Annotated in this window: 25 protein-coding genes; 9 read left to right on the forward strand and 16 right to left on the reverse strand. The window is 73.2% G+C overall.

The window, feature by feature from the left end; genetic code table 11:
- Positions 1-29: 29 nt before the first annotated feature.
- From ABD140_RS06255 to ABD140_RS06305, 11 genes are all read right to left on the reverse strand, one after another.
- On the reverse strand, positions 30-1,637 hold the full coding sequence (locus ABD140_RS06255) for an acyl-CoA dehydrogenase family protein (RefSeq protein WP_344237689.1): 1,608 nt from the start codon (positions 1,635-1,637) through the stop codon (positions 30-32).
- 58 nt (positions 1,638-1,695) lie between these two features.
- A complete protein-coding gene (locus tag ABD140_RS06260) occupies positions 1,696-2,916 on the reverse strand; it encodes a cytochrome P450 family protein (protein WP_344237691.1) in 1,221 nt (406 codons plus the stop codon).
- Positions 2,913-4,124, reverse strand: a complete 1,212-nt coding sequence (locus ABD140_RS06265; protein ID WP_344237693.1) for a cytochrome P450 family protein — start codon at positions 4,122-4,124, stop codon at positions 2,913-2,915. The genes ABD140_RS06260 and ABD140_RS06265 overlap by 4 nt, the downstream gene beginning before the upstream one ends.
- Complete coding sequence (locus ABD140_RS06270) at positions 4,121-4,729, reverse strand: GTP-binding protein (RefSeq protein ID WP_344237695.1); 609 nt, start codon at positions 4,727-4,729, stop codon at positions 4,121-4,123. The genes ABD140_RS06265 and ABD140_RS06270 overlap by 4 nt, the downstream gene beginning before the upstream one ends.
- Positions 4,707-5,060, reverse strand: a complete 354-nt coding sequence (locus tag ABD140_RS06275) for a DUF742 domain-containing protein (protein WP_344237697.1) — start codon at positions 5,058-5,060, stop codon at positions 4,707-4,709. Before ABD140_RS06275 ends, ABD140_RS06270 begins: the two co-directional genes overlap by 23 nt.
- Entirely contained in the window at positions 5,057-5,455 is a 399-nt protein-coding gene (locus ABD140_RS06280) for a roadblock/LC7 domain-containing protein (RefSeq protein WP_344237699.1), read from the reverse strand. Before ABD140_RS06280 ends, ABD140_RS06275 begins: the two co-directional genes overlap by 4 nt.
- Positions 5,456-6,826 (reverse strand): ATP-binding protein, encoded by a 1,371-nt coding sequence (locus tag ABD140_RS06285; protein WP_344237701.1) that lies wholly within the window; start codon positions 6,824-6,826, stop codon positions 5,456-5,458. It lies immediately after the preceding gene.
- 176 nt (positions 6,827-7,002) lie between these two features.
- Positions 7,003-7,743 carry a sirohydrochlorin chelatase gene (locus ABD140_RS06290; RefSeq protein ID WP_344237703.1) on the reverse strand — a complete coding sequence of 247 codons (741 nt, stop codon included), beginning with the start codon at positions 7,741-7,743 and terminating at the stop codon, positions 7,003-7,005.
- On the reverse strand, positions 7,725-8,450 hold the full coding sequence (locus ABD140_RS06295) for a phosphoadenylyl-sulfate reductase (protein WP_344237705.1): 726 nt from the start codon (positions 8,448-8,450) through the stop codon (positions 7,725-7,727). The genes ABD140_RS06290 and ABD140_RS06295 overlap by 19 nt, the downstream gene beginning before the upstream one ends.
- Positions 8,447-8,590: an Insertion element protein gene (locus ABD140_RS06300; protein ID WP_344237707.1), complete on the reverse strand. Its 144-nt coding sequence runs from the start codon at positions 8,588-8,590 to the stop codon at positions 8,447-8,449. Before ABD140_RS06300 ends, ABD140_RS06295 begins: the two co-directional genes overlap by 4 nt.
- Positions 8,591-8,596: 6 nt before the next feature.
- The gene (locus ABD140_RS06305) at positions 8,597-10,240 is read right to left on the reverse strand and encodes a nitrite/sulfite reductase (protein WP_344237709.1); all 1,644 of its coding nucleotides are present in this window, start codon (positions 10,238-10,240) and stop codon (positions 8,597-8,599) included.
- A 596-nt stretch (positions 10,241-10,836) separates the two neighbouring features.
- Here ABD140_RS06305 and ABD140_RS06310 point away from each other — a divergent pair.
- Positions 10,837-11,787 carry a YihY/virulence factor BrkB family protein gene (locus tag ABD140_RS06310; RefSeq protein ID WP_344237711.1) on the forward strand — a complete coding sequence of 317 codons (951 nt, stop codon included), beginning with the start codon at positions 10,837-10,839 and terminating at the stop codon, positions 11,785-11,787.
- Between the two features lie 78 nt (positions 11,788-11,865).
- The gene (locus ABD140_RS06315; RefSeq protein WP_344237713.1) at positions 11,866-12,789 is read left to right on the forward strand and encodes a phosphotriesterase family protein; all 924 of its coding nucleotides are present in this window, start codon (positions 11,866-11,868) and stop codon (positions 12,787-12,789) included.
- 128 nt (positions 12,790-12,917) lie between these two features.
- On the opposite strand, the gene ABD140_RS06320 is transcribed toward ABD140_RS06315, so the two are convergent.
- The 4 genes from ABD140_RS06320 to ABD140_RS06335 all read right to left on the reverse strand — a co-directional run bounded on the left by ABD140_RS06320 (position 12,918) and on the right by ABD140_RS06335 (position 16,521).
- Positions 12,918-13,214 carry a WhiB family transcriptional regulator gene (locus ABD140_RS06320; protein WP_106399257.1) on the reverse strand — a complete coding sequence of 99 codons (297 nt, stop codon included), beginning with the start codon at positions 13,212-13,214 and terminating at the stop codon, positions 12,918-12,920.
- Between the two features lie 154 nt (positions 13,215-13,368).
- Positions 13,369-14,253 carry a ferredoxin family protein gene (locus tag ABD140_RS06325; RefSeq protein ID WP_344237717.1) on the reverse strand — a complete coding sequence of 295 codons (885 nt, stop codon included), beginning with the start codon at positions 14,251-14,253 and terminating at the stop codon, positions 13,369-13,371.
- A 103-nt stretch (positions 14,254-14,356) separates the two neighbouring features.
- Entirely contained in the window at positions 14,357-15,889 is a 1,533-nt protein-coding gene (locus tag ABD140_RS06330; protein WP_344237719.1) for a glycerol-3-phosphate dehydrogenase/oxidase, read from the reverse strand.
- Entirely contained in the window at positions 15,886-16,521 is a 636-nt protein-coding gene (locus tag ABD140_RS06335) for a TetR/AcrR family transcriptional regulator (RefSeq protein ID WP_344237721.1), read from the reverse strand. The genes ABD140_RS06330 and ABD140_RS06335 overlap by 4 nt, the downstream gene beginning before the upstream one ends.
- Before the next feature lie 51 nt (positions 16,522-16,572).
- Here ABD140_RS06335 and ABD140_RS06340 point away from each other — a divergent pair, with 51 nt between their 5' ends.
- The 6 genes from ABD140_RS06340 (at position 16,573) to ABD140_RS06365 (ending at position 22,117) form a co-directional block, all read left to right on the forward strand.
- Positions 16,573-18,114, forward strand: a complete 1,542-nt coding sequence (locus ABD140_RS06340) for an FAD-binding oxidoreductase (RefSeq protein ID WP_344237723.1) — start codon at positions 16,573-16,575, stop codon at positions 18,112-18,114.
- A complete protein-coding gene (locus ABD140_RS06345) occupies positions 18,111-18,980 on the forward strand; it encodes a diacylglycerol/lipid kinase family protein (RefSeq protein WP_344237725.1) in 870 nt (289 codons plus the stop codon). The genes ABD140_RS06340 and ABD140_RS06345 overlap by 4 nt, the downstream gene beginning before the upstream one ends.
- Before the next feature lie 9 nt (positions 18,981-18,989).
- Positions 18,990-19,388, forward strand: coding sequence for a YccF domain-containing protein (locus tag ABD140_RS06350; protein WP_344237727.1), 399 nt, complete (start codon positions 18,990-18,992; stop codon positions 19,386-19,388).
- A gap of 48 nt (positions 19,389-19,436) precedes the next feature.
- Complete coding sequence (locus tag ABD140_RS06355; protein ID WP_344237729.1) at positions 19,437-19,754, forward strand: hypothetical protein; 318 nt, start codon at positions 19,437-19,439, stop codon at positions 19,752-19,754.
- A gap of 41 nt (positions 19,755-19,795) precedes the next feature.
- Entirely contained in the window at positions 19,796-21,280 is a 1,485-nt protein-coding gene (locus ABD140_RS06360) for a metallophosphoesterase family protein (RefSeq protein WP_344237731.1), read from the forward strand.
- 63 nt (positions 21,281-21,343) lie between these two features.
- On the forward strand, positions 21,344-22,117 hold the full coding sequence (locus tag ABD140_RS06365; RefSeq protein ID WP_344237733.1) for an SGNH/GDSL hydrolase family protein: 774 nt from the start codon (positions 21,344-21,346) through the stop codon (positions 22,115-22,117).
- Positions 22,118-22,166: 49 nt separating this feature from the next.
- Here the strand turns inward: ABD140_RS06365 and rsgA are convergent, their stop codons facing one another.
- A complete protein-coding gene (rsgA, locus tag ABD140_RS06370; RefSeq protein ID WP_344237735.1) occupies positions 22,167-23,201 on the reverse strand; it encodes a ribosome small subunit-dependent GTPase A in 1,035 nt (344 codons plus the stop codon).
- 238 nt (positions 23,202-23,439) lie between these two features.
- Between rsgA and ABD140_RS06375 the strand changes: the two genes are divergently transcribed.
- Entirely contained in the window at positions 23,440-24,495 is a 1,056-nt protein-coding gene (locus ABD140_RS06375) for a hypothetical protein (protein WP_344237737.1), read from the forward strand.
- Positions 24,496-24,547: the final 52 nt, after the last annotated feature.

A 24,547-nucleotide genomic window follows, 5' to 3' on the forward strand; every position in this document is an offset into this window, starting at 1 on the left:
CTGACACCGCCGGAGGGAGCGGGGAACGCCTAGCCGATCTTCGGAGTCGCCCTTTCGATGACGGTGGCCAGGTCCAGGCCCGGGGGGAGGGTGCCGAAGGCGGCGCCCCAGTCGCCGCCGAGGCGCGAGGCGCAGAAGGCGTCGGCGACGGCGGGGTGGCCGTGGCGGACCAGGAGGGAGCCCTGGAGGACGAGGGCGAGGCGTTCGACGACGCGGCGGGCGCGGAGTTCCAGGGTGGCGGTGTCGGTGAGGGAGTCCTTGACCCGGCGGACGGCGGCGTCGAGGCGGGGGTCGGCGCCGGAGGCCGACTCGACCTCCTCGAAGAAGGCGGTGACGCTGTCGGGTTCCTTCAGCATCGCGCGCAGGACGTCCAGGGCGGCGACGTTGCCCGAACCCTCCCAGACGGAGTTGAGGGGTGACTCGCGGAAGAGGCGGGGCATGCCCGAGTCCTCGACGTAGCCGTTGCCGCCCAGGCACTCCAGGGACTCGGCGGCGTGGGAGGGCCAGCGCTTGGTGACCCAGTACTTGCCGACGGCCAGGGAGAGGCGCTTGAAGCCGGTCTCGCCGCGGTCGACGGCGCCCGCCAGGCGCAGCATGAGGGTCGTGGCGGCCTCGGACTCCACCGCCAGGTCGGCCAGCACGTTCTGCATGAGCGGGTGCTCGGCGACGGCCTTGCCGAAGGTCACGCGGTGGGCGGCGTGGTGGGCGGCCGCCGTGACGCCCTGGCGCATGCCGGCGGCGGCGCCGATGAGGCAGTCCAGGCGGGTCATGTTGACCATCTCGATGATGGTGCGCACGCCGCGGCCCTCGTCGCCCACGCGCCAGGCGTGGGCCTGGTGGTACTCGACCTCGGACGAGGCGTTGGACTTGTTGCCGAGCTTGTCCTTCAGCCGCATGAGCCGCAGAGGGTTGAGCGTGCCGTCGGGCAGGACGCGGGGCACGAGGAAGCAGGTCAGGCCGCCGGGCGCCTGCGCCAGGGTGAGGAACACGTCCGACATCGGCGCGGAGGTGAACCACTTGTGGCCGACGAGGCGGTACGTGCCGTCGGCCTGCGGGGCCGCGGTTGTGGTGTTGGCGCGGACGTCCGAGCCGCCCTGCTTCTCGGTCATCGACATGCCCGCGATGAGCCCGCGCTTGCCCAGCGGCGCCCGCAGCCCGAAGTCGTACTCCTCGGACGTCAGCAGCGGCTCGTACTGCGCGGCGAGGTCGGGCTGCAGGCGCAGGGCGGGGATGGCCGCGTACGTCATCGAGACGGGGCAGCCGTGCCCGGCGTCCACCCGCCAGGTGTAGAACTTCGCGGCCCGCGCCACGTGCGCGCCCGGCCGCGGGTCGCTCCAGGGCCGTGCGTGCAGCCCGTGCTCGACGGCGGTCCGCATCAGGTGGTGCCAGGACGGGTGGAACTCCACCTCGTCGACGCGGTGCCCGTACCGGTCGTGGGTGTGCAGCACGGGCGGGTGCTCGTTGGCCAGCCGCCCGTGCTCCTGCGCCTCGGCGGTCCCGGCGAGGCGGCCCAGGGCGTGCAGCTCCTCGGCGGCCCAGCCCGCGCCTTCGCGCCGCAGTCCGTCCAGCAGCGCGGGATCATCGGCCAGATCATGGTCGACCAGCGGGGGAACCTGGTTGAACACCTCGTGCGTCATGTCCCGCACGGTACATGACCCGTCGGTAACATCCAACGGGCCACGGACCGGACGAGGGCTAGAGGGTGACGGGCAGGGTCTGCGGTCCGTTGGAGAAGAACGACTCCACCGGCGTCAGCTTCCGGGCCGGGACGGCCAGGGCGAGCCCCGGGTGGCGGCCGAACAGCGCCTCCAGCGCGATCCGCGCCTCCATCCGGGCCAGCGGGGCGCCCAGGCAGACGTGCGGACCGCCCCCGAACGCCAGGTTCCTGGCCTGGGTGCGGGTGATGTCGAAGACCGAGGCGTCGGCGCCGTGCTGCGCCTCGTCCCGGCCGACCCCGCTGTAGGGGGCGAGGATCGCGTCCCCCGCGGGGATCGTGACGCCCTCGACGACCAGGTCCTCCAGGGGGTAGCGGGCCATGAAGTTGCCGATCGGGGCGTCCCAGCGCAGCGCCTCCTCGACCACGTCCGCCCAGGAGGCCTCGCCGTTCTCGACGAGGGCCAGCTGGACGGGGTGGGTGAGCAGCGCCCGGACGGCGTTGGCGATGAGGTTGAGGGTGGTCTCGTGGCCGGCCGCGAGCATCAGCCACAGCGTCCCGGCGAGCTCCTCGTCGCTGAGGGCCTCGGGGTCGGCGGCGCGGGCGGCGATCAGCGCGCTGGTGAGGTCCTCGCCCGGCTCGGCGGTGCGCAGCGCGATCAGGTCGCCGAGCAGCCGGAAGATGTCGGTCTGCACCTGGACGACCTCCTCGGGCGGGGTCGTGGTGCGGAAGATGCTGTCCACCAGCTCCCGCAGCCGGGGGCGCTGCTCGGCGGGCACCCCGGTCAGCTCGCAGATCACCTGCATCGGCACCTCGACCGCGAAGTGCGTCCGCACGTCCACCACGCCGTCGGCGTCGGCGTGCCCGGGCAGCCGGTCCAGCAGGCCGGCGACGAGCTCGGTGACGCGCGGCTCCAGCGCCTGCACCCGGGCGGGGGTGAGGGTCTGGGTCACCAGCCGCCGCAGCCGGTGGTGCTCGGCCCCGTCGGCGGTGACCATGTTGGTCACCGCGACCATGCCGATCAGCGGCCAGCCCTCGGGGATGCGGCCCTCCCTGATCTCGTTCCACCTCCGCCAGTCCTTGCTGACCCGCGGATCGCGCACCAGGTCGGCGACGAGGTCGTGGCGGGTGACGGCCCAGGCGGGGACGTCGCCCGGCAGCACGATCCGCACCACGGGGCCGAGCTCCCGCATCCGGGCCGCCTCCCCGTGGTGGTCGGCTCCGGTCGGGTCGAGGACGACGACGGGGATCTCAGCGGTCATGGGTTGCCTCCGGAAATGCGGTCGGGGGTCGGGAAGGTGACGGGCAGCGCGGCCGGGCAGCGGGTCCACGGCGACGGCGTGAGCGGGATCTGCGCCGCCGGGAGGGCCAGCGCCACGCCCGGCAGCCGGTTCAGCACGGTCTCGACGGCGGTGCGGGCGATCAGCCGGGCGGGCACGCGCCCCGGGCAGGCGTGGGGGCCCGCCGACCAGGCGAGGTGGGAGCGGTTGCCGGGTTCCGCGCCCGGGTCGCCGCCGTGGACGCGCGGGTCGTGGCCCGCGGCCGCCAGGCCGAGGATGAGCGCGTCGCCCCGCCGGATCGCCCGGCCGCCCAGCTCGGTGTCGCGCAGCGCGTACCGGGCCGGCATGTTGCACATGGGCGGGTCCCGCCACAGCACCTCGTCGAGCGCCTCGTCCACGCCGAGGCGTCCGCCGCGGACGCGCGCGGCGAACCGCGGGTCGACGAGCATCAGCCGCAGCGACTGGGCGATCCAGGAGATGGTGGTGTGGTAGCCGGCCGAGACCATCACCACCATCGACTGCAGGACCTCGGAGTCGCCGCGCAGCTCGGGGTGGTGCAGCAGCGCGGTGGTCAGGTCGTCGGCGGGCTCGCGCCTCCGGCCCTCCATCGCCGCGCCGAGCAGCTCCTCGAAGCGGCGGTTGCCCTCCTGGGCGTCCTCGGCGGAGCCGAACAGCGCCTGCATCGCCACGAGCAGCTCGTGCCCGCGCATGGTGTCCAGGCCGAACAGGTCGGCGATGGCCAGCATCGGGACGATCACCGCGTAGTCGGCGACGAGGTCGGCGCGCCCCCGCACGGCGAAGTCGCCGATGAGCAGGTCGCAGATCCGCGCGACGGAACGGCGCATCCGCCGCTGGTCGATGGCGTCGACCGCGGCGTCCAGGGGGCGGCGCAGCCGGCCGTGCGCGGCGCCGTCGTAGCCGATGACGTTGTCGCGGAAGAACATCATCGGGCCGAGCGGCGAGTCCGGCGGCACGGTCCCGTCCTGGAGCAGCCGCCAGTTGCGGGCGTCGCGGGAGTACAGGTGCTCCCGCCGGACGAGGGCGAGGACCTCGGCGTGGCCCATCACCAGCCACGCGCCGACGCCCGGCTCCAGCTCGACCCAGGCGACGTGGCCCTGCTCGGCGCGCAGCCGGGCGAACACCGCGGCCGGGTCGGCGGTCATCGTGGTCTCGGACAGGGAGAGTGTCACGTGCGCACCTTCCGCGCGGTCATGACGCGCATCGCGTGGTCGGTCAGGGCGGTCAGGGCGTCCAGGGACGTGGCGCGGTCCAGGGCGACGCAGTCCAGGACGGGGACGTGCGCGGGCAGGTCGAGCGCCTCGCGCAGCTCCTCGACGGGGTGGGCGCGCGAGTCGGGGAAGTGGTTGACGGCGACGGCGAACGGCAGCCCCGGCATGCGCTCCAGCTGGTCGAGCACGTCGAAGGCGCTCTCCAGCCGGCGGGTGTCGACCAGGACCAGCACGCCGAGGGCGCCTTCGGCCAGCCCCTCCCACAGGTCCCAGAACCGCCGCTGGCCGGGGGCGCCGTACAGGTAGAGGACGATCCGCCGGCCGAGGGTGATCCGCCCGAAGTCGAGCGCGACCGTGGTGGTGGCCTTGCGCCCGATCCCCGTCAGGTCGTCCACGCCCGTACTGGCGTCGCTCATGACCTCCTCGGTGGACAGCGGCTCGATCTCGCTGACCGAGCCGATCAGCGAGGTCTTGCCGACGCCGAAACCGCCGAGGACGAGGATCTTCACCGAGCGCTGGACCGTCTCCGGCAGGTAGCGGCGGTCAGCGGAGTTCGCGGAGCCCACTCAGCACCTCCTCCACCAGCGCCAGGTCCACTCCTCCGGCGGCGCGGGAACGGGTCTGCAGCCGGCCGGAGTCCATCAGGTCGGACGCCAGCACCTTCACCACGCTGACGGGCAGCGCCAGGTGCGCCGCGGCCTCGGCGACCGACAGCAGCCCGGAGCACATCCGCAGCAGGGCGGCCTCCTGGCGGCTGGCGGTCACCGGGAGGGGCGCCGCGCCGGGCGCGGCGATCAGGAGCGTGTCCACCCCGATCCAGTTGCGGCTCGGCTGCGCCCGGCCGGAGGTGAGCACGTACGGCCGCAGCGGCTGGTCGCGGTAGTCGCCTTCGGTCACCGACCGAGGTCTCCCCGAGCGGGCGTGGCCAGGGTGCTCTCCCCGATCTTGCGCACCTGCACGGCCATCTGCTGGGCGATCAGGGCGGGGTCCACGTTCGCGGCGGTGACGACCGCCAGCTGCGAGCCGCGTCCCGCCGCGCGCAGGAACACGAACCCGCCGTCGATCTCCACGACGACCTGCCGGACCTCGCCGGTGCCGCTGCCGTACCGGCCCGCCAGGCCCCGACCCAGCGAGTGGAGCCCGGCGCAGGCGGCGGCCAGCCGGTCGGCCTCGTCCCGCGGAAGGCCCGCGGAGGCGACCTTCACCAGGCCGTCGGCGCTGAGCACCATCGCATGCCGTACGTTCGGAACGCCGGTGACCTCGGCGAGCATCCACGTGTCGTCCTGCGCCATCTACCGCACTCCATCCTGACCTTCGGGGTCCTGCGCCGGGGGATCGGCGAAGAAAGCGCCGGCCCACCGGGCCGCGTCTTCGGGTTCCTGCGCCGCCTGCTCCGGCGCCGGGAACGTCGGGGGAGCGGGGGCGTCGTCGTCGCGCTTCTCGCGTCGGCGCCGCAGCGGAAGGCCCGAGGCGGTGGTCGCCGCGGAGTCCGGGGCGGACGGGAGGGGGCCGCCCGGGAGCGGCGGTTCGTGCGGCGGGGGAGTCCGCAGGGCGCCCGCCGGCTCCAGCGTCCGGACCAGGGTCTCGGGGACGAGCACGACGACCCTGATCCCGCCGTACGGGGAGGGCGTGAGGTCCACGGTCAGGCCGTGCCTGCGCACGTGGTGCCCGATGACCGCCAGGCCGGTCTGCGGGATCTCCCCGACCCGGCTCAGGCCGACCTTCCGCTCGCCGGAGGCGATCTTCCGCGCCTCCTCCAGGCGGTGGGCGTCCATGCCGACCCCGCCGTCGTCGATCTGCACGACCACGCCGCGCTCCACGGTCCGCACCGCCACCGTCACCATGCTGCCCGGCGGCGAGGACTGGGTGGCGTTGGCCAGGGCCTCGGCCAGCAGGTGGATGAGGGGCTCGACGACCGGCGCGGCGGCGGCGAGGTCGGGCTCGCCGCTCACCTCGACCCGGCGGAACGCCACGATGCGGGCGGCCGCCGAGCGCACCACGTCCACGAACGCGAGGGGCTCCTGCCACTGCTGGCCGGGCCACTCCCCGCACAGCACCGCCAGGCTCTGCGCGTGCCGCCCCTGCTGCGCGGCCTCGTGGTCGACGGCCATGCACGCCTCGACGACGTCGGGGTCGGCGGAGTGCCGGTCGGCCAGCAGCGACACGGCGGCCTGCACCCGGTGCGCGGCGGCCTGGGCGCGCCGGGCCAGCGCCACGACCACCAGCCGCAGCGACTCCTCCCGGTCGGCGCCCCGCTTGACGGCCCCCGTCGCCAGGCCGAGCGCCTCGTCGAGCAGCTCGGCCAGCACCGGGTCGGCCGGCGGGCGCGCGGCGGGCGGCGGTTCCGCGCCCTCCAGCACCGAGGGCAGCCGTTCCCGCACCAGCTCGTGCGCGCCCGCGCGCAGCTCGGACCAGGCCTGCTGCCACTGCTGTTCCCGCGCCGCCAGCGCCCGGTCGCGGGCCTCGGCCTCCCGTCGGCGCGCCAGGACGAGCGAGGCGGCCAGGGCCGCCACCGCGGCCATGCCCGCCGCGGCCAGTGTCCGCGCCGCCGTGTCCGCGGCGAGGAGCGCCTGCGCCGCCAGGAGGAGGCCCAGCACGACCGTCGGCGCCCACGGGAGGAGCCGGGTCCGGCGGTCGGCCGGCGGCGTCAGGACGGAAGACATGAAGACTCTCGATCTCTACGACTCGGACGGGTCTCTCCGGACGTGGGCGCCCCGGAGTCCCGCGACCACCCTCCGTCGGTGATCAACGTTATAGAGATCAATCGGCTTTGGAACGTGAAACCGGAAATTTCCTACTGGAATTCCTGCGTCACCGGTGCCGCCTTACGGCGCGGCGCTCAGCCGGCGGTGCGGACCGCCCGGTCGGTCAGCGCGGCGCGGTAGCGCTCGACGATGATCTCGGCCAGCTCGGGCGCGTCGGCGAGCACGGGGGAGACCGCGTGCGCCCCGGCCTCCTCGGCGGCGGCGCGGACCTTGTCGGCGAAGTGGCCGGGGGCCAGGAAGTAGGAGGCGACCGCCACCTTGGACGCGCCCGCCTCGTACAGGGCGCGCACCGCCTCGGCGGGGGAGGGCGAGGCGGCCGAGGCGTACGCCGGCCGCGCGTCGTACCAGCCGCGGCGCCGCCAGGCGCGGGCCGTCGCGGCGATGACGGCGTTGGCCGAGGGGTCGGAGGACCCCGCCGACACCAGGACCACGCCGGTGCCGGGCGAGGGCAGGACGCCGACCTCGGCCAGCCGCCGCTCCAGGGCGTCCAGCAGCAGCGGGTGCGGCCCGAGCGTCCCGGTCACCCGCACCGACAGCCGCGGGTCGTGCCGCCGCGCCGCCGCCAGCACCCCGGGGAGGTCGATCTTGCTGTGGTAGGCCTCGGTGAGCAGCAGCGGCATCACCACCGCCTCGCCCAGCCCGGCCAGCACCCGCACGGGAGAGGGCGGGGCGTGGTCGAGGTAGGAGGTGCGCACGTCCAGGCCCCGCGCGCGCACGAGGTCCAGGAGCGCCTCCACGGCGGCGGTGGCGCGCGGGTCGCGTGACCCGTGCGCCACCGCCACCAGTGGCGGTGTGCTCACAGGTGGATACCGCATTCGACCTTGCCCAGGCCGGCCCACCGGCCGCTGCGCGGGTCGGCGCCGGGCTCGACGCGGGAGGTGCAGGGCTCGCAGCCGATCGACGGGTAGTCGTCGTAGTGCAGCGGGTTGACCAGCACCCCGTTGTCGGCGATGTAGTTGTCCATGTCCTCGTCGGACCAGTGCAGGATCGGGTTGACCTTCACCATCTCGCGCTTGCGGTCCCACTCCACCACCCGCATGGCCTTGCGGGAGGTGGTCTCCGAGCGGCGCACGCCGGTGAACCAGGCCATGTACCCCTCCAGCGCCCGGCCGAGCGGCTCGACCTTGCGCAGGTGGCAGCACAGGTCGGGGTTGCGCCCGTACAGGCGCGGCCCCAGGTCGCGGTCCTGCTCGGCCACGGTGCGGCTGGGCTGGACGTTGATCACGTTCACCGGGTACACCGCCTCGACGGCGTCGCGGGTGCCGACGGTCTCGGCGAAGTGGTAGCCGGTGTCGACGAACAGTACGTCGACACCGGGCTTGACCTTGGAGACCAGGTGGATCAGCGCCGCGTCCGACATCGACGACGTCAGGCAGATCCGGTCGCCGAACGTGGCCGACGCCCACCGCACGATCTCCAGCGGCGAGGCGTCCTCCAGCGCGTCGGCGGCGGAGTCGACGATGTCCTCCAGCGACAGGGAGGGGCGCGCCGTCGCCGGTCTTTCCGCGTCCAGCAGAGTCAACGGGGGGCTCCAATCCCGAGGAAAGTCACACGGAACTTGCGGGCACAGGCCCGGCAGTGCCAGGTCCCGTCCCCCTCGAAGGGAACTAGGTCTTCGTCTCCGCAGTACGGGCAGTAGAACGGGACGGCGCGCTCGCTCATTCCGGCCTACTGGAGGTCGGACTCGTCGGCGCGGCCCACCCACTGGGCGAAGGTCTCGCCCTCGGAGTGCTGCTCGTCGTACCTGCGCACGATCCGCTCGACGTAGTCGGTGAGGTTGGCCGAGGTGGTCTTCAGACCGCGGACCTTCTTGCCGAAGGCCTGGCCGAGCTGGCCGCCCAGGTGGATCTGGTAGCCCTCGACCTGGTTGCCGTCCTCGTCGACGACGAGCTGGCCCTTCAGGCCGATGTCGGCGGTCTGGACGCGGGCGCAGGAGTTCGGGCAGCCGTTCATGTTGATGGTGATCGGCCGGTCGAACGTCGGCAGCCGCTTCTCCAGCTCGTCCACCAGGTCCATCGTGCGCTGCTTGGTCTCGACGATCGCGAGCTTGCAGTACTCGATGCCGGTGCAGGCCATGCTCTGGCGGCGGAAGGAGGAGGGGTTGACCTGGAGGTCGTGCTGCTCCAGCTCCGCGACGAGGGCCTCGGTGGCGGCCTCCGGCACGTCCAGGATGATCATCTTCTGGTCGGCGGTCAGGGCGGTGCGGCCCGAACCGTACTTCTCGGCCAGATCGGCGATCAGGTTCAGCTTCTCGCCGTTGACCCGGCCCACCTGCGGGGCGAACCCCACGTAGTAGTTCCCGTCCTTCTGGCGGTGCACGCCCACGTGGTCGCGCGAGGGCTTGGGCGCGGCGGGCGGCGGCCCGTCGGGCAGCTCGTAGCCCAGGTACTCGTTCTGCAGCACCTCGCGGAACTTCGCCGGGCCCCAGTCCTTCATGAGGAACTTCAGCCGGGCGCGGTTGCGCAGCCGCCGGTAGCCGTAGTCGCGGAAGACCGAGATGACGCCCTTCCAGACCTCGTGCGCCTGCTCGGGGCGGACGAACACGCCGATCCGCTCGGCGTACATCGGGTTGGTGGACAGGCCGCCGCCGACGAACAGGTCGTAGCCGGCCACCCCGTCCTCGTTGACCACGCCGACGAAGGAGATGTCGTTGATCTCGTGCACGGTGCAGTGCGAGGCGCACCCGGAGATGGCGGTCTTGAACTTGCGCGGCAGGTTCGAGAACTCCTTGGAGCCGATGTAGCGCTCGCGGATGTCCTCGGTGACGGGCCGGGCGTCGATGACCTCGTCCTCGTCGATCCCGGCGACCGGGCAGCCCAGGAAGGCGCGCGGGGAGTCGCCGCAGGCCTCCATGGTGGTCAGCCCGACCTTCTCGAACGCGTCCCAGATCGCCGGGACGTCCTCGATGGCGATCCAGTGGTACTGGATGTTCTGCCGGTCGGTGATGTCGGCGGTGTTGCGCGCGTACTTGACCGAGACGTCGGCCAGGGTCCGCAGCTGCGCGAGGCTCAGCTGGCGGCCGTCGATGCGCACCCGCATCATGAAGTAGCGGTCGTCCAGCTCCTCCTCGGGGATGGAGCCGGTCTTGCCGCCGTCGATCCCGGGCTTGCGCTGGGTGTAGAGGCCGTACCAGCGGAAGCGCCCCCGCAGGTCGGCGGGGTCGATGGAGTCGAACCCGGTCCTGCTGTAGATCTCGACGATGCGGCGGCCCACGTTCAGCGGGTCGTCGTTCTTCTTCGTCTCTTCGTTCTTGTTCAGCGGCTCTCGATAGCCGAGGGCCCACTGGCCCTCACCTCGCTTGCGGGGTGGCACGGCGCGCGTCCTCTCCAGAGGGTGAAGCTTACGGAGGGCGGCGTGGCAGGACCCGGTGTCCGGCTCGGTGTTCGGAGGCTCGACGCTGAGCATCGGTGAGCGGTCACGCCGGTGTCGCCACGCGCCCGGAAAAACGTCGGGGGCGTGGTCAGGGCGTTACCGACAGATGGCGCTGCGGACCCGGAGGAAGTCCACGTGCCGGCGCATCACCAGCAGCGGGTCACGGGCAGCAGTCATGGCTCGACTTTGACACGGCGTCGTGCCCCTTGTCCAGTCACGTCCGTCATGTGGACATCCCCGGATCACCCCTGTCGCACCCAGTTGACCGGCTCCTCCTCGACGGGCTCGGCGGGCGGCCGGTGCTGGCAGTCGCACCAGGTCCCGCCCCTGCAGTCCTCGTGATGCCGCTCCCGGCACGCAGCACAGACCATGACCCAGTGTCACCCACGGTTGCGCATGCGGCGAACCTGAGGAGTGTGGGCAACCTCATATAAAGGATGAGCCTGTACGAATCGGTCAGGCGGCGCGCCGAGTGTGATCTATCTATTTGGGCAAGGTGACATGATCCGGGCAGGCAAGGGCCTACGGTGGTCGGCGTGACGACTGCTTCCCCGCAGGTCGCGGAGTCCCCCGCCAACTCGGCCGCCCGGAGGGTGGCCGCGCTGTGCCGTGTGTCGTGGGCGCTGACGAAGGGCACCACCGTCACCGCGTTCAACTACCGGATCACCGGGCTGGCCGCCGAGGCGGCCTTCTGGGCTCTGCTCTCCCTGCCTCCCCTCTTCCTGGGCCTGGTCTCCAGCGTGGGCCACCTCAGCGGCCTGCTCGGACCCGACCTGGTCGCCGAGATCAGCGGCTGGATCATCGCCCGGTCGCGCACCTTCCTCACCGCGCCGGTGGTGGACAAGGTGGTGATCCCGCTGGTGGACGACGTGGTGCGGGGGGAGCGGATCGGGATCATCTCGGTGGGCTTCCTGATCTCCCTGTGGGCGGGGTCCCGGGCGCTCAACGTCTACGTCGACACGATCACGATCTCCTACGGCCTGGACGGCGTCCGGGGGATCATCCGCACCCGGCTGAGGTCCTTCTTCCTCTACATCGTGGGGCTGGTCGTCGCGGTGGTGGTGATCCCGCTGATGATCGCCGGCCCGGCGCTGGCGCGGGAGACCTTCCCCGCCACCGCGCGACTGGTCTCGATGCTCTACTGGCCGGTCCTGCTGACCCTGTCGATCCTCTTCCTCAGCCTGCTGTACCACCTGAGCGTCCCGGTGCGCACGGCCTGGTGGCGGGAGCTGCCCGGCGCGGCCGTGGCGGTGGTCTTCTGGATCGGCGGGAGCTTCCTGCTGCGGGTCTACCTCTCGGAGTCGCTGACCGGGGTCTCGGTGAGCGCCTCCCTGGCCGCCCCGATCGCCCTCATGGCCTGGCTGTACGTGACGGCCTTCGCGGTCCTGGTGGGGGCGTGCCTGAACGCCGAGGTGGACCGGAGGTGGCCGGCTCCCGGCACCTCGCGCGCCCGGGCGGTGGCCCGGATGAAGCACGGCGGCCACTGAGGGACGGCCGCGGCCGGTCGGTAAAGGATGGCCGCGAATTGCACTAATTCCGGCAAAGCTCGCGTAATCTCGCGTTTCATGACGGTCCCTGCCACTGAAGCCCGCATCCGCACGGTGACGGGCCCCCTGCCGATCTCCGACGTCACCGGCCGGGCGCTCGCCCACGAGCACCTGCGGATGGACCTGCGCTGGCCGGTCGGCGCGGAGTCCGAGCCGCGGCGCTGGCTGGACGAGGAGTCCCACGTCTGCGACGAGCTGGTACGGCTGCGCGAACGGCGGGAGCTCGGCCTGGTGGTCGAGCTCACCTGCCTGGGCATGGGGCGCGACGCGCCCGCCCTGGCGCGCATCAGCGCGGGCAGCGGGGTGGCGGTCGTGGCGGGCACCGGCTTCTTCACCGAGCCCTTCCACCCGGTGGGCGCCCGCGGCCTGGACGCCGGCCGGATGGCCGAGCGGCTGATCGCCGAGATCGGCTTTGGCATGGACGGCACCAGCGTCCTGCCCGGCGTCATCGGCGAGGTCGGCTGCTGGGGCGAGCAGCCCACCCCGGCGGAGGAGACCGCGCTGCGGGCCGCGGCCCAGGCCTCCCTGGCCTCGGGGCTGTCCGTGGCCACCTACGGGCGCTCCGGGCTGGACCAGCTGGAGCTGCTGATGTCGGCGGGCCTCGACCCCGCCAGGGTCGCCGTGGGGCAGCACAGCCTGTCGGCGGACCCCGCGGTGCACCGCAAGCTCGCCGAACTGGGCGCCTACGTCTCCTTCGGGCGGCTGGCCGCCACCGGCGACCGGGCGATCCGGCCGGTGCTGGAGCTCATCGAGGCCGGGTACGCCGACCGGCTGCTGCTGGGCGGCGGGATCTGCCGGATGGAGCAGATCGCCCACTACGGCGGTCCGGGCTACGGCACCGTCTTCGACGATTTCGTGCCGGCCCTGCGCGCGTGCGGAGTCGACGAGGCGACCCTGGATGTGATCACCCGGGAGAACGCGTTGCGCTGGCTCGCCGGGTGAACGTTTTACCTAACACAAAAGGCCCTCTCGAGAGGGCCTTTTGTGTTTTTCGTGAACGGAACGCAAACGGCCCCGGTCAACCGGGGCCGTGAACGTTCTTCGAAGTGCCGGGGTCCGGCGGCCGATCGTCAGGCGGCGTTGGCGCGGCGCATGCGGCGGCGACGCTCGGAGGCGCGCTCGTCCTCGTTCAGCCCGCCCCAGGTGCCGTACTTCTCCGGACGGGAGACGGCGTAGTCCAAACAATCCGTGCGGACGGGGCAGCCCATGCAGACCTGCTTCGCCTTGCGCTCGCGGATCTCCCGCTCGGGCTGACGCTCGCCGTCAGGGCCGAAGAAGAGCACAAGGTCTTCCCCCCGGCACGCGGCGGCGTCCTGCCAGCCCCAGCTGGGACGGGGGAGGTTAGCCTGCCGACGTACCTGAGCCATGAAACACCCACCTCAGTTGTTTTCTGAGCAATTTCGGACAAAGACGTTGCTAGCGCTCAGTGGCGCTGACATTGACAACGTCTGGAGTTGCCGCTGTGTTCCCTATGATGGGTAAGCTCGCGGCGCAGCATCCCCGACTGGGGCCTCCGAGAGGTTACACGAGCACCGCTTCGGTGTGAAGGGCCAGCCCCCGCATTTGGTATGTCTGAACGCTCACATCGCACTCCGGCCCGCAGAATCCTGGGTTTTCCACCAGTTCGACGGTGCCCGACCAGAGATCGCCACCGGCTGTGACTCTGGTCATATAAGGGCCGGTTCCCGTGAGAGAAGTGACGCGCACCTCGTCGATGCCCATCAATCCCGTGCGTTCACGGATGAAATGTTCGGCGGCCTGTGCGGGCTCCGGCAGTCCGGCGCGGCCGCGCAGCCGGTCGAGAAAGACCTCGCCCCGGAGATAGGCGTCTATCGCCTCCCGCGCGGAGGCGAGATCGAGGCCCCCGTAGTACAGGGCGTGCGGCATGCAGACCAGGTTGGCGGCGAAGCGGTCGCCGCCCACGTGGGTGGTCTCCCAGACCATCCCGCCGTACCGCCGGGCCAGCCCGCGCGCCAGGGGCGCGCCCGTACGGGCGCAGCAGGCGTTGCGCTTGCCGTGCGTGCAGACCAGGAGGACCGGTTCCTCGACGAGCTCGCCGAAATGGGGGCGCCTGCCGCGGGCGACCGCGGCGAGGTCCAGCTCGGCGAACTCCGCGGGGTCGCCGACCACGCGCGTCTCCATCCACGGGTGGTCGCCCGACCAGCCGACGTAGACGCGGGTGGCGGCGGAGGAGGGCCGCCGGCCCGGGCGGCGGATGAGCTGGGGGCGCACCCCGTGCAGCAGGGCTTGGGCGACCAGGGGGACGTCCATCTGCTCGATCTTGGGCGCCCAGGGCCCGGGATGCTCCAGCAGCAGCCAGCTGCGCGGCTTGACGGTCGCGCTGGCCAGGCAGGGGCGCTCACCGGTGTGGCTGCCGGGGCAGTGATCGCAGGAAGCCGGATGCACCACTGCCGTCACTCCTCCCCCGAAGAAATAGTTAGGACACCCTAACCTAACCTGCTCTGCCCGGCCAAGGAGCCGTCACACCTCAAAGATCTTTTGTTCTGCTTCAGTCCCCGGTCATCGTCTTGATCAGGGACTCCGCCGCCGGGAGCGCCGCGGCGCCGTCGGCGGCGGCCAGCCCGATCCGGGTGCGGCGGTCCAGGAGGTCGGCCGCGTCGAGCGCTCCCTCGTGGGCCAGCGCCCATGCCCATTCGACGGCGAGGTACGGGCGGCCGGGCAGCACCGGCTCCAGCAGGGAGGGGTCGTCCTGGGCGAGCGCGGCCATGAGCGGCGCCTCGGCCCCGTAGCGGCGGGCCAGCCGCAGCGGCACCCGGACGGGGGCCGCGGGGGAGACGGTCCCCGGTGCCCCGACCAGGGGGATCCCGGCGGTACGGGACGGTCCCGCGGCCAGGCCCAGCGCGTCCACGGCGTCCTGCGCCATGCGCCGGTAGGTGGTGAGCTTGCCGCCGACGACCGTCACGACGCCCTCGGCGGAGGTGAGGACGGCGTGGCGGCGGGAGATGTCGGCGGTGCGGCCCTCGGCGCTCAGCAGGGGGCGCAGGCCGGCGAACGCGCCCAGCACGTCGGAGCGGCGGACGGTGGCGTCCATGACGGTGCCGAGCAGGTCCAGCAGGAAGCCGATGTCGCTCTCGGTGGCGGCGGGGACGTCCGGGATCTCCTCGACGGGCTCGTCGGTCAGGCCGACGTAGACGCGCCCGTCGTCCTGCGGGAGGACCAGCGCGAACCGGTTGAGGCTGCCGGGGATCGGCAGGTGGAGGCCGGCCCTGAGCCCGCCCAGCGACGCCCCGTCGAGCACGAGGTGCGTGCCGCGCGACGGCCGCAGCTCGATGCCGGGGACCAGGCCGCCCGCCCACACGCCGGCGGCGTTGACGACCTTGCGCGCCCGCAGGTCCTTCACCTCGCCGGTCAGCTCGTCGCGCACGCGCACGCCCTCGCCGGTGACCTCGATCGCCCTGCAGCGGGTGAGGATCCGGGCTCCGTGCCCGGCGGCGGTGCGCGCGATCGCGGTGACCAGGCGCGCGTCGTCGCACAGCTGCCCGTCCCACGACAGCAGCGCGCCGCGCAGGCCGTCCTCGCGCAGGCCCGGCGCCATCCCCATCGTCTCGGCGCGCGACAGCCGCAACGGGCCGGGCAGCACCTTGCGCGGAGTGCGCGCGGCGGCGCGCAGCGCGTTCCCCGCGTGCAGGCCGACGGCCGCCAGCGCCGCGTCGCGGCGGGACACCAGCGGCGTCAGCGGCATCACGAACGGCATCGCGCGGATGAGGTGGGGGGCGGTGCGCGCCATGAGGACGCCGCGTTCGACCGCGCTCTCGTAGGCGACGTCGACCTGCCCGGACGCCAGGTAGCGCAGGCCGCCGTGGACGAGCTTGGAGCTCCACCGCGACGTGCCGAACGCCAGGTCCTGCGCGTCGATCGCGGTCACCTTGAGCCCCCGCGAGGCGGCGTCGAGCGCGACGCCGGCTCCGGTGACGCCCAGGCCGATCACCAGCACGTCCGCGACGTCGTCGGCGGCGGCGGCGAGCTCGCGGGCACGCCGTGAGGCGTTGAGGGAGGTGCTCGTGGCGGCGAGGGTGTTCAATGCGGATTCCCTTCGGGGGCCTCGGGGGTGAGGAACCGGTGGAGCAGGAGGCGGAGTTCTTCGTCGAACCGCTCCGCGGACAGGTCGCCTTCGCCGAGCATCGTGGGGAGCGAGAGCGCGAAGCCCTGCACGACCAGGAGGACGGCGCGCGCCTGGCGGGCCGGGACGTCCCGGCGGACGCTGCCCTCGGCGTGCCCCCGGACGAGTTCGCGTTCGATGAGCTCCAGGAACGCCTCCTGGCTGGCCCCCGTGCGGGTGAGCAGGTAGGGGAGCAGGAGTTCGGGGTCGACCTCCACGATCTTGCGCAGCAGCGGGTGCGCGCGGAAGGCGCGCGTGCCCCGCACCAGGGTGCCGACGAGCCGCTCGCGCGCGTCGCCGGTGCCGTCGGGCATGACGGACTCGGCGAGGGCGAGCCACTCGCGGGTCATCAGGTCGCCGACGATCGTCTGCACGTCCGGCCAGCGGCGGTAGAGCGTCATCCGGGAGACGCCCGCCCGGCGGGCGATGTCGGTGAGCGTGGTGCGGCGGACGCCCACGGCCAGTACGCAGTCGCGGGCCGCGTCGAGGACGGCGTCCTCGCCGGTGCGGCCGGGCCGCTGTCCCGCTCGATGGTTGTGACGAATCGACGTCATGTGTCACAGTGAACCACAAGAGTCCGGAATCCGAAGAACGCGGAGGAACACGTGCCCGTGGAGATCTCGTGGTCGGGCTGGGGAGACCCCGCCAAGGCCGCGCCCCTGTCCGAGACGATCACCTCGCTGCTGCGCGAGGCGCTCGGCGTCACGCCCCGGGACGAGCCGCCCGTCGACCTCGCCTCCATCGTCCCGCCCCCGCCCCGGCTGGACGCCGAGGTGCTCGCCGCGCTCGGCAAGGTCGCCGAGGTGCGCACGGACGCCGAGGCTCGGGTGCGGCACACCGGCGGCAAGTCCACGCCCGACCTGCTGCGCATCCGCCGCGGCGACACCGCGCACACCCCCGACGCGGTCGTCCTGCCCGGCACCCACGAGGACGTCCTGGCCGTCCTGGAACTGGCCACCGAGCACGGGTTCGCGGTCGTCCCGTTCGGCGGCGGCACCTCGGTCGTCGGCGGGCTCGCCCCGCAGGCGCCCGCGTTCGTCGCGCTGGACCTGCGCCGCCTGGACGCGCTGCTGGAGGTCGACGAGACCAGCCGCACCGCCACCCTCCAGGTGGGGCTGCGCGGCCCGCAGGCCGAGGCGCTCCTGGCCGAGCGGGGCTACACCATCGGGCACTTCCCGCAGTCCTTCGAGTGGGCGAGCATCGGCGGGTTCGCCGCCGCCCGCTCCAGCGGCCAGTCCTCCGCCGGATACGGCAGGTTCGACGAGCTGGTCGTCGGGATGACCGTCGCCACCCCCACCGGCACCCTCACCATGGGCCGGGCGCAGAAGTCCGCGGCCGGGCCCGACCTGCGCCAGCTCGTCCTGGGCTCCGAGGGCGCGTTCGGCGTCATCACCTCGCTGACGGTGCGGATCCGGCCCGTGCCCGAGGCCAGGCTGTACGAGGGCTGGAGCTTCCCCGACTTCGCCGCGGGCACGGCCGCGCTGCGCAGGCTCTCCCAGGACGGCCCGATGCCGACCGTCCTGCGCCTGTCGGATGAGACCGAGACGCTGATCGGCCTCGCCCGCGCCGGCAGCGTCGGCAAGGGCGACTCCGGCTGCCTGGCCATCGTCGGCTACGAGGGGGAGCCCGAGGAGGTCGCGGCGCGCCGCGACCGCACGCGCGCCGTCCTCGCCGCGCTCGGCGGCACCGACCTGGGCGCCGAGCCGGGCGAGAGCTGGGCGCACGGCCGGTTCGCCGCGCCCTACCTGCGCGACTCGCTGCTGGACGTGGGCGCCTTCGTCGAGACGCTGGAGACCGCCACGTTCTGGTCGAACATCCCCGCGCTGTACGACGCGGTGCGGGCGGCGCTCCCCGGCCACCTGGTGATGTGCCACATCTCCCACGTCTACGCCTCCGCGGCCTCCCTGTACTTCACGGTCGTCTCCGGGCAGATCACCCGGGACGCCGACTGGGACGCGGCCAAGACCGCCGTCAACGAGGCGATCATCGCGGCGGGCGGCTCGATCAGCCACCACCACGGCGTGGGCACCGAGCACAAGGCCGCCTACGCCCGGGAGATCGGCCCGGTGGGCGTGGAGGTCCTGCGGGCCGTGAAGCGCGCGCTCGATCCCGCGGGGATCCTCAACCCCGGCATCCTGGTCCCGTGAGGACCTTCACGGCGGTCGTGAACCCGACCGCGGGCGACGCCTCCGCCGCCCGGACGCTCATGGCGCTCGCCCGCATCCTGCGCGACGCGGGCGCCTCCCTCCAGGTCGAGTACAGCCGGAGCCTGGCCCACGCCGGGGAGCTCGCCCGCGCCGCGGCCCTGCGCGGCGACGCCGTGCTGGGCGTCGGCGGCGACGGCATCGTCGGCGGGGTCGGCGGCGCCCTGGCCGGGCTCGACGCCGAGTACGGCATCGTGCCCGCCGGGCGGGGCAACGACTTCGCCCGCCAGCTCGGGCTGCCCATCGGCCCGCGGGAGCTCGCCGAGCTCCTGCTGCACGGCCGGTCGCGGCCGACCGACCTCATCGAGGTCAACGGGCAGGCGGGCCTCGGCAGCGTCTACACCGGCGTGGACGCCCTGGCCAACCTCTACGCCAACGAGACGCGGCTGCTGAAGGGCAGGATGTCCTACACCTTCGGCGGGGCGCGGGCGTTCGCGACCTGGCGGCCGGTGACCTACACCGTCACCCTGGACGGCGAGCGCCGGGAGCACCGCGCGTACACGGTGGTCGCCGCCAACTCCGGGTACTACGGCTTCAACCGCCGCGTGGCGCCGGACGCCTCCGTGGACGACGGCCTCCTGGACGTCGTGATCATCCGTCACATGTCGCCGCTCCTGTTCGCCACGGTGATGCGGGAGCTGGAGACCGGCGCGCACGTCCGGCGGCCCCAGGTCGAGGTGCTGCGCGGGAAGGAGATCCGCATCGAGGCCTCCCGCGACCTGCCCTACGGCTGCGACGGCGAGCTCCCCGGCCGCCTCCCGGTGACCGCGCGTGTCCTGCCGGGAGCGCTCCGCGTGATCCGGCCGTAGTCTCGAGGTATGCGCACGGTCCTGAATCTCATCTGGCTCGTCCTGTCCGGCTTCTGGCTGGCGCTCGCCTACTTCGCCGCGGCGATCCTGTGCTTCGTCCTGATCATCACGATCCCGTTCGGGGTCGCCGCGTGGCGGATCGGCGTCTTCGCGCTGTGGCCGTTCGGCAAGAAGGTGGTCTCCAAACCCACGGCGGGGGTCGGCTCGCTGCTCGGCAACGTCATCTGGGTCGTCATCGCCGGGATCTGGCTGGCGCTGGGCCATCTGACCACCGGCGTGGCGCTGTGCCTCACGATCATCGGCATCCCGCTGGGCCTGGCCAACTTCAAGCTCATCCCGGTCTCCCTCGCCCCGCTGGGCAGGGAGATCGTGCCCTCCGACGACCCGCGCGGCTTCGGGGTGGGCTGAGCCCGAGGGGGCTGGACAGCCCTCTCGCGGCCGGGAGATCATGGCGGCATGTCTGGCTACGCGCTGCCGCGCTCCGGCGAGGTCTTCTTCGACGCACGCGGCGACGGCCGCGCGCTGCGGCTGTCCTGGCACCCCGACGTGGACCTCGTGGTGCTCAGCCTGTGGAACCGGGAGACCTGCACCACCACCTTCCGCCTGCCGGCCGCCGAGCTGGGCGCCCTCATCGAGGTCCTCTCCCAGGGGATGCCCGCCGCCGTGCCCGGCCCCGCGGCGCCGCCGGACCCGGGCCCGCAGACCGTGCCCGACCTGCTGCCCGAGGGGGAGGAGCACGTACCGCTGACGGGACAGCATCACCATCCCCGCTGAACACTTGTCTCCGGGCGCCTCCGCGTGATCGTCTTGGCCGGGTGAAGACGTCCCCCCGCAACTCACACCAGTCACCGTCCGGCGCGGGTTGGGGATGCCGGGAGCCCGGCACCTTCGAGGCGCTCGGACCGCAGGCCCCGCTGTCGTGGCTGAGGCCGTCGGTGCTGTGGCGCTCGCGCAACGACGTGATCGCCCGGTGGTTCGGCGACCCGGTGGACGACCTGCGGCGCCGCTGGGTGGGGACCCCCGGCGACCAGCTGCTGCGCACCGAGGCCGGCGACTTCTCGTTCCTGCTGCTGGGCGACACCGGCGAGGGCGACCGCTCCCAGTTCGCGGTGGTGCCGCCCGCGCTCAAGACGGGCGCCGACACCGACTTCATGGTGATCGCCAGCGACGTCATCTACCCGACGGGGAGCATCAACGACTACCCGCACAAGTTCTTCCACGCCTACCAGGGCTACCAGGGGCCCATCTACGCGCTGCCCGGCAACCACGACTGGTACGACGGGCTCGAGGGGTTCATGCGGGTCTTCTGCGACCGGCGCGGCGACGGCTCGCCCGGCGGCTGGTGGAAGGGCCGCCTGGGCTTCCTGGCCCGCAGGCTGTGGCGCCGCCCCGAACCCGCGGACGAGGGCGCGCTGGCCGAGGCGCGCAAGCTGCGCCCGGCTCCGGCGCAGCAGGCCGTGCAGCCGGGTCCGTACTGGATGATCGACGGCCCCTCCCTGCGGATCGTGGGCATCGACACCGGGATCAGCGGCGGCATCGACCGCGAGCAGGGGGAGTGGCTGCGCCGCGTCTCGGCCGACCCCCGGCCCAAGCTGCTGATCACCGGCAAGCCCCTCTACCGCAACGACCGGCACCAGCCGTGCCCGATCGAGGGCGGAGGCACCGTCGACGAGATCGTCCGTTCGTCGGGCTACGTCGCGGTGATCGGCGGCGACATCCACAACTACCAGCGGTACCGCGTGGAGGCCGAGGCCGGGCGGCGGATCGAGTACCTGGTGGCGGGCGGCTCCGGCGCCTACATGCACGCCACCCACATCATCGGGCGCACCACCGTGGTGCCCGAGGAGGACTTCACCTGCTACCCGCTGCGCGGCGACTCGCTGGTCTTCTACAGCCGGCTGTACGGGCGCCGCCTGCGCCGCCTGGGGCTGAAGCGGTTCTTCGACATCTCCTACCCCGAGGCCGCCGCGGCGGTCGCCGACCGCCTCGGCCTGGAGCCGACCCGCGAGGAGGGGAAGCGGGTGCGGCCGACCCGGCGGGCGAAGCTCATCGCGATCCTGATGGGCGTCCCCAAGGGCGGGCAGGGCTCCCCCCGCAGGTTCCGCCTGCCCGTGGGCCAGGCCTACCGGAAGATCTTCTCCGAGGCCTTCGACGGCGACGACCCGCCCTTCTTCAAGAGCTTCCTGCGCATCGACGTCACCGCCGCCGAGCTGCGCATCCGCTGCCTGGGCGTCTCGGGCTGCCGCGAGCACGAGCTCTCCCCGCCGGTCGAGCACGAGCTGCGGATCGCCCTGCGCTGACGTGGGAGGGGTCACCTCCCCTACGGTCGCGTAGGGTTGTGTGCATCATGCAGGCTTAACGCCGTGAATGACATCAAGTCCTATGTCGCGCTCGGAGACAGCTTCACCGAAGGCCTGAACGACCACGCCGGACCGGACCGGTTCCGCGGCTGGGCCGACCGGCTCGCCGAGCACATCGACGCGGCCCGCCCCGGGCTGCGGTACGCCAACCTGGCGATCCGCGGGAAGCTGCTGCGCCAGGTCGCCGAAGAGCAGGTGCCCTGCGCCGTGGAGATGGCACCCGACCTGGTCACCTTCTCCGCGGGCGGCAACGACATGCTGCGTCCGGGCGCCGACCCGGACGTGATCGCCTCCCTCTACCTGGACTGCGTGCGCCGGCTGCGGGCCGCCGGGGCCGAGGTCGTGGTCTTCACCGGCTTCGACCCCAAGCAGCGCAACATGAACGGGCGCGGCGGCGACGGCAAGTGGCGCGGCAAGGTCGCCACCCTCAACCTCCACATCCGCTCCATCGCCGACCGCTACGACCTGAAGGTCGTCGACCTGTGGTCGATGTCGGTGCTCTCGCACGACGGCGCCTGGCACGAGGACCGGCTGCACCTGACCTCCGAGGGACACCGCAGGCTCTCCCTGGCCGTCGCGGAGATCCTCGGCGTCCCGGTGGAGGGCGACTGGCGCTCCCCGTGGCCCGCGAACCCGCGCAAGACCTGGCAGGAGTCCACCCGCGAGGACTTCTACTGGGCCAAGACCTACTTCCTGCCGTGGGTGGAGCGCCGCATCAAGGGCCGGTCGTCCGGTGACGGCCGGCTGCCCAAGCGCCCCGAACTCGACCTGCTGTGACGCCGACGCGGCGGCGGACCCGGGAGAGAGGGCCCGCCGCCGCGCCGGGTCAGGGGCGGTTGCGGCCGCGCATCGACTTCTGAATGATCTTCCATTCCCGGGTGCGCTCCGCGCGCAGCCTGGCGTCGGTGCGCGAGGCCGACCAGGCGGCCTCGCGGCGCAGCTTCCGCCAGGAGGCCAGCCGCCGTTCGGGCAGCTCGCCCGTCGCCACGGCCGCCAGGACCGCGCACCCCGGTTCGCCGTCGTGCGCGCAGTCGGTGAACCGGCACTCCTCGGCCAGCTCCTCCACGTCGGAGAAGGCCAGGGACAGGCCCTCCCGGGCCTCGTGCAGGCCGATGCCGCGCAGCCCCGGCGTGTCGATGATCATTCCGCCGCCGGGCAGGAGCAGCAGCTCCCGGTGCACGGTGGTGTGTCGGCCGCGCCCGTCGGCCTCCCGGATCGCCCCGGTCGCCATGAGCTCGGTCCCGGCCAGCGCGTTGACCAGGGTGGACTTGCCCGCCCCCGAACGGCCGAGCAGCACGGCGGTCTCGCCCGCCGCCGGGCGCAGCGCGTCCAGGCCCGCCCCGGTGCGCGCCGAGACCAGGCGCACCTCGGCGCCCGGAGCGGCGGCGACGCCCTCCTCGGCGCGGCCGCCGTCCGGGTCGGCCAGGTCGGCCTTGGTGACGACGACGGCCGGTCGGGCGCCGCTCTCCCAGGCCAGGGCGAGCAGCCGTTCGATCCGGCCGAGGTCGGGCTCGGGCAGGGCGGGCTCCACCACGCAGACCACGTCCACGTTGGCGGCCAGCACCTGGCCGTGGGAGTCGCCGGGCCGCACCCCGGCGCGCACGATGCTCGTGCGCCGGGGCAGCACGCCGCGGACCGCGGTGTCGAAGGCGACCCAGTCGCCCACGCAGGGCAGTGCGACCGGATCCTGGGCGGCGGCGCGGGTGAGCGTACCGCTCCACGGAAGGCGGCGCTCGCCGTGCTCGCAGAGCACGTCACAGGAGCCGCGGTCGACCCGGGAGACCCTCCCGGCGGTGTATCCCGGCTCCAGAGCGGCGGAGAAGAACGCGTCGAAGCCGAGCGAGATGAGAGAGAAAGCCACTGAGGTGGCGCCTTTCGGGAACGGCGCCGGCCTGAGCTTCGAAAGGTCAGGCGGGCGCCTGGGAGAACAGGACCTCGGAACGGCCCGCCACAACGACGTTCTTCATCAGGTCCCGCCTCCTACGTGCGCCGCGTCCCTCGCGGCCGGGGTCACTGTAACCCGGCCCCGGCGGACGCGGCGAGGCATTTAATGCGCCGATCTTGTGGCACGAAAAGCACTTTCAGTGCATAGTCGGACGATGCTGAAACTGGCTCCGGTGCCCTCCGACCCCTTCGCCCTGCGCCGCAGGACCGGGGAACTGGCCGAGGGCGCGGCACGGCTGGCCCGGGACATCGAGGCGGCCACGGTGGCCGGGGTGCTCGCCGACGCCGACCGCGCCGCCGTCCGGCGGGGCACGACGACGGCCTTCGGGCAGATGGAGCCCCGGCCGGTCGACTGGTTCACCCTCGAAGACGCCGACGACGACACCCGCGACTGGTACCCGAGAGGCCTCACCTGCGCCCCGGACGACGGCTCCGAGGCGTTCATCGCGAGCTGGTGCTGGAAGCCCGAGCTGGCCACCGAGGAGCGCGGGATACGGCTGACCTTCCTGGACCCCGGGAGCGGGCGGTACCGGCACGTGCTGGCCGTCACCGGGCGGCCGGACGGCGGCTACTCGCCGATCGAGGCGCGCGCCGGCGGCGTCGCCCGGTGCCGCGACCACCTGTACGTCGCCGACGCCACGTGCGGGCTGCGGGTGTTCGACCTGCGGCAGATCCTGGACCTGCGGTCGGTCCAGGACGGCACCGGCGACCGCAACCGGATCGGCCGCAGGGACGGCGGCTACCACGCCTACGGCCACCGCTACATCCTCCCGCAGTGCGACGCCTGGCGGCCCGCCGTGCCCGGCGCCCGGTTCTCCTTCGCCTCCGTCGACCGCACCGCCGAACCCGACCTCCTGGTCTGCGGCGAGTCCGTGGACCGGTCCGGCGAGACCGGCCGGCTGGCGCGCTGGCGGCTGGCGTCCGACGGGACGCTGGCGCACCGGGACGGGACCGTCGCGGCCGAGGACGCCTACCGGCTGCCCGCGGGCAGGATCCAGGGCGCCGTCTCGCACGGGGACACCTGGTACTTCAGCCGGGCCGGGACCGGCACGGTCCGCGGCGACCTGCTGGTCGGGCAGGCCGGCGAGGAGCCCGAGGCGCGCGCCTACCCCTTCGGGCCCGAGGGCCTCACCGTCCGGGAGCCCGGACGCCTCCTGTGGAGCATCACCGAGCACCCCCGCCGCCGCGCCCTGTTCGCCGTCCCCCTCTGACGGTCCCCGGCGCGTCCCGGGCGGGGGAATGTCGGAGGCACCCGCCAGAATG

The sequence above is a fragment of the Actinocorallia libanotica genome (assembly GCF_039525175.1).
GTDB classification, from domain to species: domain Bacteria; phylum Actinomycetota; class Actinomycetes; order Streptosporangiales; family Streptosporangiaceae; genus Actinocorallia; species Actinocorallia libanotica.

Bases quoted from the DNA above. Each gene is read 5' to 3' on its own strand.
- ABD140_RS06350 (WP_344237727.1), top strand. From the start codon at position 18,990: ATGCGCACGGTCCTGAATCTCATCTGGCTCGTCCTGTCCGGCTTCTGG.
- ABD140_RS06280 (WP_344237699.1), bottom strand. From the start codon at position 5,455: ATGGCGCAGGACGACACGTGGATGCTCGCCGAGGTCACCGGCGTTCCG.
- ABD140_RS06315 (WP_344237713.1), top strand. From the start codon at position 11,866: ATGACGGTCCCTGCCACTGAAGCCCGCATCCGCACGGTGACGGGCCCC.
- ABD140_RS06320 (WP_106399257.1), bottom strand. From the start codon at position 13,214: ATGGCTCAGGTACGTCGGCAGGCTAACCTCCCCCGTCCCAGCTGGGGC.
- ABD140_RS06335 (WP_344237721.1), bottom strand. From the start codon at position 16,521: ATGACGTCGATTCGTCACAACCATCGAGCGGGACAGCGGCCCGGCCGC.
- ABD140_RS06290 (WP_344237703.1), bottom strand. From the start codon at position 7,743: ATGCGGTATCCACCTGTGAGCACACCGCCACTGGTGGCGGTGGCGCAC.
- ABD140_RS06375 (WP_344237737.1), top strand. From the start codon at position 23,440: ATGCTGAAACTGGCTCCGGTGCCCTCCGACCCCTTCGCCCTGCGCCGC.
- ABD140_RS06260 (WP_344237691.1), bottom strand. From the start codon at position 2,916: ATGACCGCTGAGATCCCCGTCGTCGTCCTCGACCCGACCGGAGCCGAC.
- ABD140_RS06285 (WP_344237701.1), bottom strand. From the start codon at position 6,826: ATGTCTTCCGTCCTGACGCCGCCGGCCGACCGCCGGACCCGGCTCCTC.
- ABD140_RS06255 (WP_344237689.1), bottom strand. From the start codon at position 1,637: ATGACGCACGAGGTGTTCAACCAGGTTCCCCCGCTGGTCGACCATGAT.
- ABD140_RS06300 (WP_344237707.1), bottom strand. From the start codon at position 8,590: ATGAGCGAGCGCGCCGTCCCGTTCTACTGCCCGTACTGCGGAGACGAA.
- ABD140_RS06355 (WP_344237729.1), top strand. From the start codon at position 19,437: ATGTCTGGCTACGCGCTGCCGCGCTCCGGCGAGGTCTTCTTCGACGCA.